This is a genomic window from Oscillibacter ruminantium GH1, from assembly GCF_000307265.1.
Taxonomy (GTDB): domain Bacteria; phylum Bacillota; class Clostridia; order Oscillospirales; family Oscillospiraceae; genus Oscillibacter; species Oscillibacter ruminantium.
Genome location: NZ_DF158898.1, coordinates 183,897 through 198,203, shown reverse-complemented (window position 1 = coordinate 198,203; position 14,307 = coordinate 183,897). Strand labels below are relative to the sequence as shown.

The 14,307-nt window shown below is 57.1% G+C and carries 11 protein-coding genes; 5 read left to right on the top strand and 6 right to left on the bottom strand.

The window, feature by feature from the left end; all coding sequences use genetic code 11:
- The first annotated feature begins 104 nt into the window (after nt 1-104).
- The 3 genes from ON16_RS08650 (at nt 105) to ON16_RS08640 (ending at nt 4,006) form a co-directional block, all read left to right on the top strand.
- On the top strand, nt 105-731 hold the full coding sequence (locus ON16_RS08650; RefSeq protein ID WP_040661294.1) for a DNA-3-methyladenine glycosylase: 627 nt from the start codon (nt 105-107) through the stop codon (nt 729-731).
- Nucleotides 732-733: 2 nt separating this feature from the next.
- Nucleotides 734-1,372, top strand: a complete 639-nt coding sequence (locus ON16_RS08645; protein WP_040661293.1) for an HAD family hydrolase — start codon at nt 734-736, stop codon at nt 1,370-1,372.
- A gap of 69 nt (nt 1,373-1,441) precedes the next feature.
- Entirely contained in the window at nt 1,442-4,006 is a 2,565-nt protein-coding gene (locus ON16_RS08640; protein ID WP_040661292.1) for an ATP-dependent helicase, read from the top strand.
- Between the two features lie 281 nt (nt 4,007-4,287).
- On the opposite strand, the gene ON16_RS08635 is transcribed toward ON16_RS08640, so the two are convergent.
- A complete protein-coding gene (locus tag ON16_RS08635) occupies nt 4,288-6,033 on the bottom strand; it encodes an Rqc2 family fibronectin-binding protein (protein ID WP_040661291.1) in 1,746 nt (581 codons plus the stop codon).
- 1 nt (nt 6,034) lies between these two features.
- Complete coding sequence (locus tag ON16_RS08630; RefSeq protein WP_040661290.1) at nt 6,035-6,442, bottom strand: Mini-ribonuclease 3; 408 nt, start codon at nt 6,440-6,442, stop codon at nt 6,035-6,037.
- 140 nt (nt 6,443-6,582) lie between these two features.
- Here ON16_RS08630 and ON16_RS08625 point away from each other — a divergent pair, with 140 nt between their 5' ends.
- The gene (locus ON16_RS08625; protein WP_051131641.1) at nt 6,583-7,032 is read left to right on the top strand and encodes a DUF6323 family protein; all 450 of its coding nucleotides are present in this window, start codon (nt 6,583-6,585) and stop codon (nt 7,030-7,032) included.
- Nucleotides 7,022-7,906, top strand: coding sequence for a DUF6179 domain-containing protein (locus ON16_RS08620; protein WP_040661289.1), 885 nt, complete (start codon nt 7,022-7,024; stop codon nt 7,904-7,906). The genes ON16_RS08625 and ON16_RS08620 overlap by 11 nt, the downstream gene beginning before the upstream one ends.
- Before the next feature lie 160 nt (nt 7,907-8,066).
- Here ON16_RS08620 and ON16_RS08615 read toward each other — a convergent pair whose 3' ends face one another.
- From ON16_RS08615 to ON16_RS08600, 4 genes are all read right to left on the bottom strand, one after another.
- Nucleotides 8,067-9,704: a GH25 family lysozyme gene (locus ON16_RS08615; RefSeq protein ID WP_040661288.1), complete on the bottom strand. Its 1,638-nt coding sequence runs from the start codon at nt 9,702-9,704 to the stop codon at nt 8,067-8,069.
- A gap of 359 nt (nt 9,705-10,063) precedes the next feature.
- Nucleotides 10,064-12,322, bottom strand: a complete 2,259-nt coding sequence (locus ON16_RS08610) for an S-layer homology domain-containing protein (RefSeq protein ID WP_040661287.1) — start codon at nt 12,320-12,322, stop codon at nt 10,064-10,066.
- Between the two features lie 17 nt (nt 12,323-12,339).
- Nucleotides 12,340-13,614, bottom strand: a complete 1,275-nt coding sequence (locus ON16_RS08605; RefSeq protein WP_040661286.1) for an ABC transporter permease — start codon at nt 13,612-13,614, stop codon at nt 12,340-12,342.
- Nucleotides 13,611-14,306 (bottom strand): ABC transporter ATP-binding protein, encoded by a 696-nt coding sequence (locus ON16_RS08600; RefSeq protein WP_040661285.1) that lies wholly within the window; start codon nt 14,304-14,306, stop codon nt 13,611-13,613. Before ON16_RS08600 ends, ON16_RS08605 begins: the two co-directional genes overlap by 4 nt.
- Nucleotide 14,307: the final 1 nt, after the last annotated feature.

Sequence of the window (14,307 nt, the reverse complement as noted above, 5' to 3'; positions counted from 1 at the left end):
CACTCTCTAAAAATGATAGAATGCTTTTACACCGTCGGCGCGGCAGATTAATTAGCTGCCAAAAGTGCCGTGAAATTCTATTATTTTAACACTGAGGTGAGAAAATGGCAAGGCTTCCCCGCGAATATTATCTGGGCGACACGGTCAAAATCGCCCAAGATCTGCTTGGCAAACTGCTGGTGCGGGTCTTAGACGGCGAGACGCTGGTCTGCCGCATCACAGAAACGGAAGGCTACGTAGGCCGCTGCGACAAGGCCTGCCATGCCTACGGTTATCATCGCACCGCCCGGAACGCCGTGATGTTCGGCCCGCCGGGCCACGCCTACCTCTACTTGATCTATGGTATGCACCACTGCCTGAATCTCGTGACGGAGCCGGACGGCGAGCCTTCCGCCGTTTTGATTCGGGGACTGGAGGCAATATCAGGGACGGATACCATTCGCCGCCTGCGGTTTGGGCCATCGTGCGGGGACAAGCTCACTGCCTATCAGCGAAAAAACTTTTTAAACGGGCCGGGCAAGCTCTGTAAAGCATTATCACTTACCACCGCAGATAATGGCCTGGACCTGACGGGAGACACGCTGTTTCTCTGCGAAAGTCCTGAAGACGTGGGTCTTCCCCGCCTTCTCGCAAAACGGGAACACATGTGCGCGGGGCCGCGCGTGGGCGTGGATTACGCAGAGGAAGCGAAGGATTTCCCTTGGCGGTTTTGGCTGGAAACGGAGGAATGACAATGTTTTTATTTGATATGGACGGCACACTGACCGATTCCAACCGCATCTGGAAGGATGTGGATCGGGAATTTCTGGCCAGGCGGGGCCTTCCCTATACCCATGCCTACTATGAGGGCGTGGCCCACACCATCATGCCCAAGGCGGCGGTGTTTACCAAGGAGTTCTGCCACCTCAGCGAGTCTCCGGAGGAGATCGTGGCAGAGTGGATGGCCTTGGCGGGAAATCTCTATGAGCATGTGCCCATCAAGCCCGGCGTGCGGGCATATCTGCGCCAGTGCAAGGCGGAAGGGCGGCGGATGGCGGTGGTCACCAGCAGCGTACCCGCCCACTGCCGCACCGCGCTGAGCCATCTTGATCTGGAAAAGTATTTTGAGCGTATCGTGTTTGCCCACGATCTGGGCCTTGAAAAGCAAAATCCCGACATCTGGCTGCACGCCGCCAAGGAGTGCGGCGTCCGGCCGGAGGACTGCACCATTTTTGACGACAGCATTGCCGCCTGCAAGGGCGCACGCGCCGCAAAAATGCGGGCAGTGGGTGTATACGACAATTTTTTTGCCGCCGATGAGCCGGAGATGCGCGGCTTTTGCGACGTGTACATCAAGAGCTTTGAGGACCTGCTCTACCCCCTGAAAAAGTGATCCAACGGTTGACCCGGCTGGGCTTTTGTCCTAAAATGGTCTTTGAGATTATAGAAAACTGGTGAACATATGACAGACTTTGAAACACGCTATGCCGCCGCCCGGAAGGCCGTGATCTCCCGGGACTTTCAGCGGCTCAACCCCATGCAGCGGCAAGCCGCCATGACCACAGAGGGTCCTCTCCTGCTGCTGGCGGGAGCAGGCAGCGGCAAGACCACCGTCCTCATCCAGCGGGTCTACAACCTTTTAACATACGGCCGGGGCAGCGACTCCGACGAGGTGGTGAACGCCACGGAGGATGATCTGGCTTTCCTTGAACACCTGCCGGAGAATCCAGAGCCGGAGGACCGGCGGCGGGCCGTCCGCCTGTGCGCATTGGACGTGCCCCGTCCTTGGGAGATCATCGCCATCACCTTCACCAACAAGGCGGCGGGAGAACTGAAAGACCGCTTGGCGGCCAGTTTGGGGCCGGTGGCGAACGACATCTGGGCCTCCACCTTCCACTCCGCCTGCGTGCGCATCCTGCGGCGGGACATTGAGCGGATCGGCTTTCAAAAGGACTTTACCATCTACGACACCGATGACTCCAAACGAGTGCTGAAGGACATCGTCAAGGAACTGAACTACGACGAGAAGGCCTTTCCGCCCAAGGAGCTGCTGGGGATTATCAGCAAGTCCCGGGATCGCTATGAGACGCCGCAGGACTTTGCCAAGCAGTATCAGGACGCGGGAGACTGGAAAATGTCCCGCATCGCCAAAATCTACGCGCGGTATGCGGAAAAACTCCGAGCCGCCAACGCGCTGGACTTTGACGACATTATTTTCCACACCGTGGAACTGCTGCAAAAGGACGCCGAGGTGCGGGAATATTATCAGAAAAAATTCCGTTATGTGCTGGTGGACGAATATCAGGACACAAACCATTTGCAGTATCTGCTCACCTCTTTGCTTGCAGGCGGGCGGAAAAATCTCTGCGTGGTGGGCGACGACGACCAATCCATCTACCGTTTCCGTGGCGCGAATATTGAGAACATCCTGAACTTTGAAAAGCAGTACAAAAACGCTCGCACTATCCGGCTGGAGCAAAATTACCGCTCTACCCAGAACATTCTGGACGCGGCCAACGCCGTCATTCAAAACAATCAGGGCCGCAAGGGCAAGACCCTTTGGACCGACAACGGCAGCGGCGACAAGGTGACGATCCGCACGAATTACAGTGAAGCGGACGAGGCCAACTTCGTAGTGGGCGACATCATGATGCAGGTGAACCGGGGACGAAAGTTTTCGGACTGCGCGGTGCTCTACCGCATGAACGCCCAATCCAACGCGCTGGAATATGCCCTGCGGCGCAACGGAATGCCCTACAAGGTGGTAGGCGGCACCAAGTTCTATGACCGGGCGGAAGTCAAGGACATGCTGGCCTATCTCTGCGTGCTGAACAACCCGCTGGACGATTTGCGCCTGCGGCGCATCATCAACGTTCCGATTCGAGGCATTGGCAACACCAGCATGGAAAAAGTGAGCGCTGTCGCATCCCAGCAAGGAATTTCACTTTACGAGGTCATGCGCAATGCGGACCTGTTCCCAGAACTGAAATCCCCGGCAGCAAAGCTGTTGAAATTCGCAGATTTGGTGGATGGACTGCGAAAATTAGGCGGTACGCTGGCCCTGCCGGAGTTTTACGACGCGGTGTGCGACCAGACGGGTTATGTCCGGGCGCTGGAGGAGAAAAACGACATGGAGAGCCGGGGCCGGCTGGAAAACGTACAGGAATTGAAGTCCAGTATCGCGGGCTTCTTGGCAAGCGGCCCTGAGGACGCAACCCTGTCCGGCTTTTTGAATGAGATTGCGCTGTACACCGATCTGGACTCCATGGACGGCAGCGACGACTGCGTGACGCTCATGACCATCCACTCCGCCAAGGGGCTGGAGTTTCCCAGCGTCTATGTGGTGGGTATGGAAGATGGAATTTTCCCCGGCATGAATTCCATGTTCGACATGGACGAGTTAGAGGAGGAACGGCGGCTGTGTTACGTGGCCATGACCCGGGCCAAGGAACATCTGACACTGACCAACGCTCGCCAGCGTATGCTTTACGGCCGCACCAGCGCCAACCGGCCCTCCCGGTTTTTGGACGAGCTGCCAGAGGAAAATTACGAATGGGCAGGCCGTCCGGAGGTTCGATCCGTCAGCGCGGAGGACAACTGGGACAGTTTTGGAGACACATCCGACAGCTTTGGCGGAAACAGCTTTTCCAGCCGGTTCGGCGACTCTGCTGGGAGCTCCTCTGGCGGAGGAATGCGCGTGAACCGCAGCGGCTTAGGGGTCGGCGGCTATGGAGGGAATCCCTCCGGTGGAGAAGTGCGCGTAAACCGCAGCGGCGGAAATTTCCGTCCCTATCCCGGCGGCGCGGCCTCGCGGCCTGCGGCGAAGCCATCGGCGGCAAGCCCAACGGCCCAGCCGCTGATGGAGGTGGCACAGGGTGATGGGGTGGAGCACACCGCCTTCGGCAAGGGCACGGTACTGTCCGTGAAGCCCATGGGCGGCGACGCACTGATTGAAGTGGCTTTTGAGACAAAGGGGACTAAAAAGCTGATGTTGAAGTCCGCTGGGGCACATATGAAAAAAGTATGATACAGTTTGGAATGCTGATTTCTGATAGAAACACAGCATCCATCCGAAATAATCCTTATACGCCGTGACACGGATGACACGTCTGGGCTGGCACGCGGCAAGAGCACCAACGAGGCCAATCGCCGAAATTTACCGGTCCTACTCGTAATAAATATACCAAGGCCCTCCAAATGCTATGGCATTTGGAGGACCTTCGTTTTTTGTTCGTGCATTTTAAAGGCGTTGCATTGGGAGATCGAAGTGGTCATTGCGCCTCCGGAAAACAGACGCAGACTGCGTTGTCATTTTCCCGCCAAACGCTTCACCATTTCCTCCTCCGGCGTGACGTTCACCGTCTCGCAGGTGGAGTAGATTACCATCCCCGGCCTTGCTCCGGCGGGCTTTTTTACATTTTTGACCTGCGTAAAATCCACCGGCACATTGCCGCTCTCCCGGGCTTGGGAGTACCATGCAGCCAACTTCGCCGCCTCCACGATACTGTCCCGGTCTGGCTCTTTTCCGCCGGTGCAGAGGATGACATGGGAGCCGTGGATCTTTTGGGTGTGGAACCAGACGTCCCGGTGATCCGCGTCCCTCGTCAACTTGTCGTTTTGCCGGTTGTTTCGCCCCACCAGAACCTTGAGGCCCGCCGTGGTACAAAATTCCCGGGGCTTTGCCGGACGCTGCAGCCCCTTTTTCTCTCGGCCCTTCTGACGGAGAAATCCAGCATCCTTCAGCTCGGAGCGAATGTCGTTGAAGTCCTGCTCCGTCTCCGCCTCGGCGATCTCCTCCAGCACGCTTTCCAGATACGCCGCATCCCGCCGGGCGATCTCCATTTGCTCTTTTAGATACTTTTCAGCGGTCTTCGCCTTGGCGTACCGTTTGAAGTACTTCGCCGCGTTTTCTTGGGGCGTGAGCAGGGGATCCAGCACAATCGTCAGTTCCCGGTTTTCGTCATAGTAGTTTTCGCAGGTCACCTTACTCTGTCCCCGCTCCATGCGGTAAAGATTCGCGGTAATTAATTCTCCGCTCAGGCGCAAAACATCCCGATCCTGGGTGGCGGCATAGTCCTTCTCCTGCATCGCCAGCTTCCGCCGCAGACGGTCCCGCGCACCGCTGGCGGTGCGGATCAGGTCGGCTCCCCGCTGGCGGATGCGCTCCTGCCGCTCCCGGGACTCATAGAAATCATCCATCAGCGCAGAGAAGCTGGGGTACGTCCGGCTTTCCACTAATTCGCCGTATTGCACGATGGGAACGCAGGAAAATTCCATAGGTTTTCCATCCCGCCAGAGGGAAATCGGAGCAAAGGAATTCTCCTTTACAGCCGCTTGCAATTCGGCAATTTCCTGCCAAAAGCGCCGTTTTCCTGCTTCATCAAGTGAAAAAATCCGACTGTCCGTCTCCCCTGTTGTTCGAAACGTCAGTTCCCGTGCCATCAACGGCGAAACCCCGAAAAAGCAATCCAGCAAGAACGCGTCCATCTGCCGTTCCGGATTGGCGGCAGCCAACTGGTCAAAAAAGTGATCCTCCGTCGCATCGGAGAGGTACGTCTTTCCGTGAGCGGGCGGGTATTGATAGAAAAGTCCCGGTAAGACAGGCCGCTCGGCGGACATCTCCGGGTCCACCCGGCGCAGACATTCGATCACCCGCCGATCCTCGTCCAGCAGGATGAGGTTGGAGTGACGGCCCATGGCCTCCAGCACCAGCGTCCGCTTTCCGGGCTGACCGAAATCGTCGGTAACGTCCAGCTCCAACTCCAGCAAACGCTCCAGTCCCGGCTGGCTCAGCGCGGCCACCCGTGCTCCCACCAGATGCTTGCGCAGCAGCATACAGAACATGGGCGGCTCCGCCGGATTGTCTCGGAGCTGGGCAGTGAGATGAATGCGGGGATTGTTGGCCCCGGCATTCAGCAATAGCCGCAGGCCGCCCCGCAGCAGCAAAATGACCTGATCGCGGGCGGGCTGCTGCACCTTGTCGATGCGCAGGCCCAAAAGCTGCGGACGCAGCTCCAGCGTCACCGCCTGCAAGCAGATGGCATCCAACGCCATATCAGTTCTCCCCTTCCATCATCACGCCGAACAACTCGCTGACGCGCTCCTTCCGTCCGGACAGATACAGCCAACCCAGCAGGGCTTCCAGCGCCGTGGCCTCCGCGTACTGTGCGCGGCTGGCGTGGCTGGGGACGGAGTGGACGTTGGCGTTGCGGCCCCGCCGGAATACGCCAGTCTCCTCCTCCGTCAGAAGCGGCAGAATTTTTTCCGCCCGCTGCGCCTGAGATTCGGCGCAGACGATAGCCACCGTGGCGCGGTGCATCCCCTTTCCGGTGGCCTTTCCCTCGGCACAGAGATAGGAACGGACCAGCAGCTCAAACACGGCATCGCCCACATGAGCAAGACCGATGCTGCTGACAGCCCGAAGCTGGTCGGGCGTCATATGGATATCGAAATAAGTTTCCATGGACTCTCCTTAAGCAAAAAAAGATTTGCAATCGTGCAAATCTTTCGCCTTATTTTATACCGATATTACCACAAATCCGGAAAAATTTCAAGTCTTGTACCAAAATCGCCGGAGGTGTATAGAATATACGAGGTGATAAAATGAACTTTAGTCTGACAGACTCTCCCGCCCAGTTGACCGCCGCCGCGAAGGAGCTGGCGGAGAGCAACCGCATTTCTCAAAAATTCGGCCTGACCCTCTCCCCCACCGAGGCATCCATGCTGGTGCAAAGCCGAGCGGAAGCCTTGCGCGAGACGGGGCAAATTGAATTTGGCGGTGGGACTTTGAAAAAACTGGCGCTGGCATTTTGCGATTCTCCCTTTATTCAGCAATCGGACTGGGCGAACACGCTATCGCGGCTCCAAGCGATTTTCTATGAACTGAAAAACGAGACGGCCGACCGCCTTGGCGACGATGCGCTGATCTCCCGTATGGCGACCCGGTTCAACGGTGCGGCGGGCGGCTCTCTGGACGCGCTGGAGTCCACACCGCCGAAACAGCCCCTCTATCCCGAGACGGGATACGGACAGGAGGCTGTGGATGAACACTGAACTTTTACCGCAGCGCTCTCCGCTGTCCATGGAAGAAGACCTGCTGGCGCAAGAGGCGCTCTGGCGGCTTTTAAGGCAGCAGGCGCGGCTGTATGCGCCGGAAAGCTCTTCCCTCCCAGCAGAAACGGCGGCGGCGCTGGCGGAATCTATCCGCCTGACGCTGGGCGCGGATCGAAATCCCCGGATCCTGCTTGCCCCCGATTTGGAGGAGCAGTTCCGTCTGGGACGGCGGCGGCTGGAACAAAAGGTGGAGTTGAGCCGCCAGCTCTGGCGGACTGCGTGCCTCACCATGCCGGAAATGGAAAACCGCTCCCTCAGCGACACCCTGCGGAGCATCGGCGGATTTTGGAAGCGGTACGACCCGCGCTTTTTCGCGCAGAACGTACCCTGTGATATTGATTACCAGCTTTCCCATCCGGTATCAGAACAATTGCAAGGCGTGGACTATGTGAACGAGTGGCTTCGCAGGCTGTGTCTGGAGCAGAAGTTTTTGAGCCAATTTGATCCGGCGCTGGCTCGCGCCATTGTGGCGCGAAGCTGCCCGGACTATCGGAGACTGCTCGTCAACCTCTTTGAGCCGGTAGCGGTCAATGCGCTGGGTCTGGCCCTGCTGGGAGAGGACCCCCGCTCCCTCTCCGTTCCCACTCCCCTGCGACGCAGATTGGAGACGCGGTTCACCGCCCTGACCGATGCGGAGTCTGACGCGGCACTGCGTTCCGGCGCAAAGTCTCTCTGCGCCGCTCTGGGCATTGAAGCCAGCCAAACCACCCGGTATTTGGATGACCTGGCGTTGGGTATTCGCCCCCGTCTGCGTGCAGCGGTGGAAGCCGGAACGCTGGAATATGTCTTTCTGGAGGTTTCCTCCCCTGCCTAGCTTTGAACCTCTAAAAACGGAAGGGACGGCCTAAGGCCGTCCCTTCCGTTTGCAGCAGAAGAATTCTCAGGCAAAATTACCTGTATCCTTCAAAGAATTTGAAAACAGGGCTTGTCCCGCCGACAAGTTCAATCCGCATTTTCCCGCCATCCAGCGGAGATTAATTCGGGATGAACTGCAAATTGCAGTCCACATTTCCGCTCAGTCCCGCAACGCTGCCCTTGCTGGTGAACTGCCAATAGTTTGGCCGGTAGTAAAGCTGCGGGTACAGCGCAGTGGACGAGGCGGACTTATACTCCGGATACCACACGGGGTATTTGGACAAAACGGACAGGTCGAACTTGTTATAGGCCACATAGCTGCTGGTGTAGACCATGGCCTGATAGCCCGCCGCCTCAATCGTCTCGCAAAATGCCTTGGCACAGGCGGTGGCCATGGCGGAACTGGTGCCGTATACCCGGTAGGTACTGTCGTGCATTTCCCAGTCGTAGGCTATCGGGGCGGTGAGCTTTCGCCCGCCCAGCAGGGAGAGCACATAGTTGGCCTCTTCCACGGCCTCCGCCACGGTGATTGCCTGCGAGAAAAAGTACACACCGGTGTCAAGACCCGCAGCCATAGCTCCGTCGATATTCTGAGCATAAAATGCGTCGGAATTCAGCGTACCGGAGCCGGTGCCCCGGAAACCGATACGAGCAAAGACAAACTCCACCCCGTCATTTTTTGCCGCATTCCAGTCAATGGTCTTGCTCGGGATAGATCGGTTCTGATAGGCGGAGACGTCGATTCCGAAACGGGTTGTGAAGTCTGTACCGCTGTAAACCAGTCGGCCCGCGTCGTTCCAATAGAAACTGCCGTTACCGAAGGTATTCACCGGCACACCCTCGTAATAGGGAATCTTTTTGCCGTCCGGCCCGGTGATATATGTCCAGTTCAGGGAGGGAACATTCTCTGCGGGAGGGGGCGTGGTGGTGCCGGGATTCTCCGGCGGCGTGGTGGCATACTGATCCACGGTTGCGCTGCCAAGGTTCTGGATGGTTCCGCTCAGAGTCACGTCCTGCAAAACCACGCCGCCGGTAACGCCGGGAGCGATGATCAGGTCGCCGCCGATGCTCATGCCGTTCAGCGTGGCGCCGTCTGCGGCGTTTATCATCAGCGTTCCCTTCGTACTGGTGGAATAGTCGCCGCTCTGCTGGATCAGCGTATCAACCATATTATTCAGAAGATTAATCAGTTCTGCCCGTGTGATTGGCTCCGTGGGTCGAAAGCGGTTATCCGCTCCAACGTCCGTGATGTAGCCCCGTTCAGCCATGGTTCCCAGATATCCGGAAGCATAGGATTCAATCTGAGCCACGTCCGCATAGGCCGGGACCGCCGTAGACTCCGGCAGCTTGAACGCACGACCCACCATGGTAATCGCCTGCTGGCGCGTGATATTGGCGGTGAGCCGCGCCGCGCCGTCCGTTCCTAAGTACACGCCCGCAGCGTGAAGCCGCAGAATTGCATCCTCCCAATAAGCGCCGGAGGTATCTTTGAAGGTACTGTTGGGTGAAATTTTTTGATACTGCAAGAAGCGGTTCAATATCCCCGCGAACGCTCCCCGGGTAATGGGGTCGTCCGGGTGAAATGTGGCGTCTTCATAGCCTTTGATTACGCCGTATTTCTCGCTCCATTTTTCAATGGCGCTCTCTGCCCAATGGCCGAGGGTGTCCGTAAATGCAGCGGCGGAAATCGGTTGCGTCAGCAGCGCCGCGGACAGGGTAAGTGCGGCCGCAGCGCGGAAAATCCGAAATTTTGCCATAGATTCTCCCTTCTAAATCGTCGAAAAATGTCGAGGTATTCTTCAAAAAAAGACTCCAGACCGGTATTTCTCTTGGTCTAAAGTCATTTCCCGTTTTACTTCCTGCATCGAAAGGAATGCTCACGCATTTCTTCGCGTGTTCCACAGCTTCTCTGCGGATTTTCCGAAAAGCACACAAATACGGTGCACAGCCTAAGAACATGGATCAGGAGCGTATCTGGGGTAATATGCTAATTATACCAAATATGCTCCCATGCGGTCAATCCCAAAATTTATGTAAACTCTCCCAGTTTTCAAGCAGCAATACGCGAAAGGGACCGCCCGCAGGCGGTCTCCTTTCACGAATGCATTTGCTTTGATTACTGAACTTCCACCACGCGGACATAGCCGGATTTATCCGTATAGACCGTAGAGGAAGTTGCGAAGGCGCGTGCCTCGTCCAACGTGACCCATTTGCCGCTGGCCTTATTGTAGCACAGCACATCGGAAGGCACCGTATAGCTTCGTCCGCCGATGGTAACAGAGGAAACGCTGGCCCACGCACTGTTGGGAATGTTGGTAAACTTGGTCAAAACCACGAGCTTTTCAATCATAGTCTCCTGCCTGTTCAGGATTACGCCCACATAGTCGCCGTCATGAACCTGCGCATCGTCTTCAATCTCAAATCCAGCGGAGAACGGCCCCAGATCAGCACCGTTCATCAGGATTTTAACCGTTGTGATTTGACCGTTGTCATTCATAATTCCATTGAGCCGGCCAAAGCGGTACTCGCCGCCCGTGACGCTGGATATCAGGATCAGGTCGATCTTGCCGGCCCAGTCCGTCCGGCAGGAGACAATGCCGGACGCAAGGATCTTCGCGCTGGGGATTTTATTAAGCGCGATGGACTGAAGGCCGGTAGAGGTCGTCTGATAGATCGCCACGTTATCCGCCATCATCTTGTTTCCAACCTTGCGGGCAGCCACATCCAAATCTCCGGGAACACTGCCCACCATCCGGGCGACAGAGACTTTTCCCTTCTGATCAGAAGCCACGGAAACCAGCTGATTCTTCAACTTATTCAGCGCGTCTCCGGTAACAGTCAAGGCACCCTTGATCTCAAGGCCCGACAACAAACGCACGCTGCTGCCGCTGATGGTACCCACAGCGTTGCCCAATGCACCGCTGGTTCCGGCCTCCACAGCGCCTGCCACCTGATTGTCTTCTGTGAGCAGCAATGTAATGGTGCTGCCCAGCTTGAGTTTGCTCATGGTGTCCGCTGCAGTGGACAGGACCGTAAATTCCGTTCCCATCACAGTGATCTTGTTGGGATTTGCTAAGCTGGGGGACGCATTCTCATACACACCGGTAAGGCGGGTATCGCTCACCCGGATGGAGTTGGTGGCAGGGCTGTAAATCGCCACATCGTAAGGCCGCATGTCGCTGGCCGTGGCCGCACTGCCGTTTTTATAAATGGTATAGCGGGAGTTGCCACCGGCAAGGTCGCTGAAGCCCGCGGTAGACCCCTTGGTGTAAACCACCACGGCTGCGGAGGATGTGGTGCTGGCCCCAGCGAAGATGTATTCCACCGTGCCGCTTCCGCCGATATACAGCGTCAGAGACACACCGGGATTCAGCCAAGTATAGCCAGTGGCCCAAGTCTTCTGCTCACCGTTTACCACCATAGCTGTGTCGCTCTTGATGGTAAAGCTCTCGCCGGTGGTAGTGGTGAGCTTCGTCGTGGTACCGGAGGCAAAGGTGACGGTGCGGTTGGTTCCGGTGATTTCCGGGACAAAGGTCATGACCTTTCCAGCCTTATTCAGCAGAAGGGTTCCCTTCATGCCGTTCATGGCACCGGTGGAAGTCTTGTTGCCCGCCATGGCATAAGCCGTTGTGGTGCCCAGCTGCATGGCGGTATCGCTGCCGTCCGGCCCAGTGGCGGTGGACGTGGTCAGCATTCCCTCCACAGAGCTGGCGGCGATGGAGCTGCCGTAATTCGCGCCGCCCTTTGTGTTGCTGCGCAGTAAATTCACAAACAGCCGCGCGGCCAGTCCACGGGTGAGGGGCGCGGACGCGGCGGTGTTCAATCCGTCGGTCAGGCCCACGGTAGAGGCCGCGGCCATATAGCCGTCCGGCCAGATACCGCCCATATCGGCGTCCGTATAGCCCAGAAGCCGCATCAGAATAGTAACCGCCTGACCGAACGTGACCACCCGCTCCGGGTGGAACTTTCCGTCCACATAACCTTTGATAATAGAGTAATCTGTCTTGTCGTCACCCACCGTACCCCGGTTGGAGTCGGAGGCCAGATTAATATAGGGCGCGGCCCAGTGAGAGGGTTTCACGTCCGGGAAAACAGTGACGGTGCGATAGCGGCTCAGCTGACTCTCGCCGTCCTTAATGACAAAGGTTGCCATTTTACAAAACTGGGCGCGAGTCACCTGCCCTTCCGGCTGGAAAGATCCGCCTGCATAGCCGTCCATCGCCCCCAGCAGGCGGAGGCACTCCGCCGCCACAGCAGTGGAATGGTCGCTGATGTCGGTGAAGCCCGTCGCCGTTGCCGCCGCACCCGCAGGCAGCGTCAGCAGCGTCGCGGTCATGCACACCGCCATCAATAAGGATAAGATTCGTTTCTTCATTCTGCTTCTCCCTCTTTTTATTCCGCCCGCAACGCTTCCACGGGCTGGAGTTTGGAGGCTTTCGCCGCCGGATAAATACCGAACAAAATGCCCAGCGCCACGGACAGGGCAAACGCGCCCAACGTAATGCCGAGCGACGGCCAAATATTCATCTGCACCAAAAGCCGTCCGGCAATTCTTGTACCCAGCGTACCGATGGCAATACCGATGATGCCGCCAATGCCGCAGATCATGGCGGCCTCGATCAAAAACTGGGTGACAATGGAGCCGCGTTCCGCGCCGATGGCCCGGCGGATGCCGATCTCTCGGGTTCGCTCCGTGACTGTCACCAGCATGATGTTCATGATGCCGATACCGCCCACCAGCAGAGAAATCGCGGCAATGCCGCCCATGACCAGACTCATCATTGTGGCATAGTCATTGCTGCTCTGCTGCCACTGATTCTCGCTCTGGGCGGAGAAGTAACCCTTTTCCCGGTTCTGTCCCATGAGCCCCGTCAAAAAGCTGATGATGCGGGAGGTGGCCTCCACTGCCGCGTCGCTGCTCTTTGCTTTGACAGAGAATTCTGTCAGAGTCGTGCTGGGAGCCAGCATCCGCTTAACAGTATAGGGGAAGACGATAATATTGTCCATAGACCACTTACTGTCCGGGTCCTTTTCCTTATAGACGCCGATAACTGTATAGGGCAAGCCGTTCACCTGCATGGTCTTGCCCACCGGGTCTACATAGTTGAAAAAGGTTTGGGCCGCCCGCGCTCCCAGAACGCAGACCTGCTTATAGTCCTGTATGTCCAGCAACGTAATATCCCGGCCCTTGGCAATCTTAAAATTATTGCAAATGGCATACTGGTCACTGCCAAAATACAGGGTAGGGGGCATCTCTGTATTCTCACTGCCGCTGCCACCTTCGCTCGCCACCATCATGCCGCCGCCATAATAACCCATGCCGCTGCTCCCGCCCATCTTAGCGCTGTTTTTTGCCCCGTATACCACGGTGGCAGAAAACTGGCTGTTGGGAGTCACGCCGTCCACATAATCGCTCAGCTTCTGGCAGTAGTCATACAGGTCCTGAAACGCATCCCGACCATTATTGTAGCTGGCGGAAACAGTGATCTTGTTCGTGCCCATGGCTGCCATCATTTCCATGCTCTTCTTGTTCATGCCGCTGATGGTGGACACGATGGTCATAACGGAGGCGATGCCGATGATAATGCCCAGCATCGTCAAGGCGGAGCGGCCCTTGTTGCCCAGAATGGATTTCAGCGCCATCTTCAGCGCCTGTCCGATTTTCATAGCCAATCCACCTCCTGCTCGCAATCCTCGGTCTTTTTCCCGTCGGCCAACCGCACCACCCGGCGGGCGGTGGCGGCAATGCCGTTGTCGTGGGTGATGAGGATCACGGTGCTTCCGTCCTTGTTCAGTTGCTGGAGGAATTTCAACACATCCTGGCCGGTGTGGGAATCCAATGCGCCGGTGGGTTCGTCGGCCATGATGATGGGCGGCCGGGTGGCGATGGCTCTTGCGATTGCCACGCGCTGCTGCTGGCCGCCCGACATCTCTGTGGGCCTATGCTTCACGCGGTTTTCAAGGCCCACCTTTTCCAGCGCCTCCAGTGCCATTTCTCGGCGCTTTTCTATGCCGATGCCCTGATAAATAAGGGGTAGCTCCACATTTTCCAGCACGTTAAGATTCTGAACCAAGTTATACTGCTGAAAGATGAAGCCGATCTGTTTGTTGCGGATGTGGCTCAACTCCTTGTCGCTCAGCTCTTTCACATCCACCCCATCCAGAAGGTACTCCCCCCGGGTGGGGATATCCAAACACCCCAGAACATTCATCATGGTGGATTTTCCGGAGCCGGACTGGCCTACGATGGCCACAAATTCGCCCCGGTCAATGTCTAAAGAAACGCCGTCCAGAGCCCGGACCTCGCTCTCCAACCCCTCCGCGTAAATTTTATAAATATCCTTCAATTCGATCAGCATA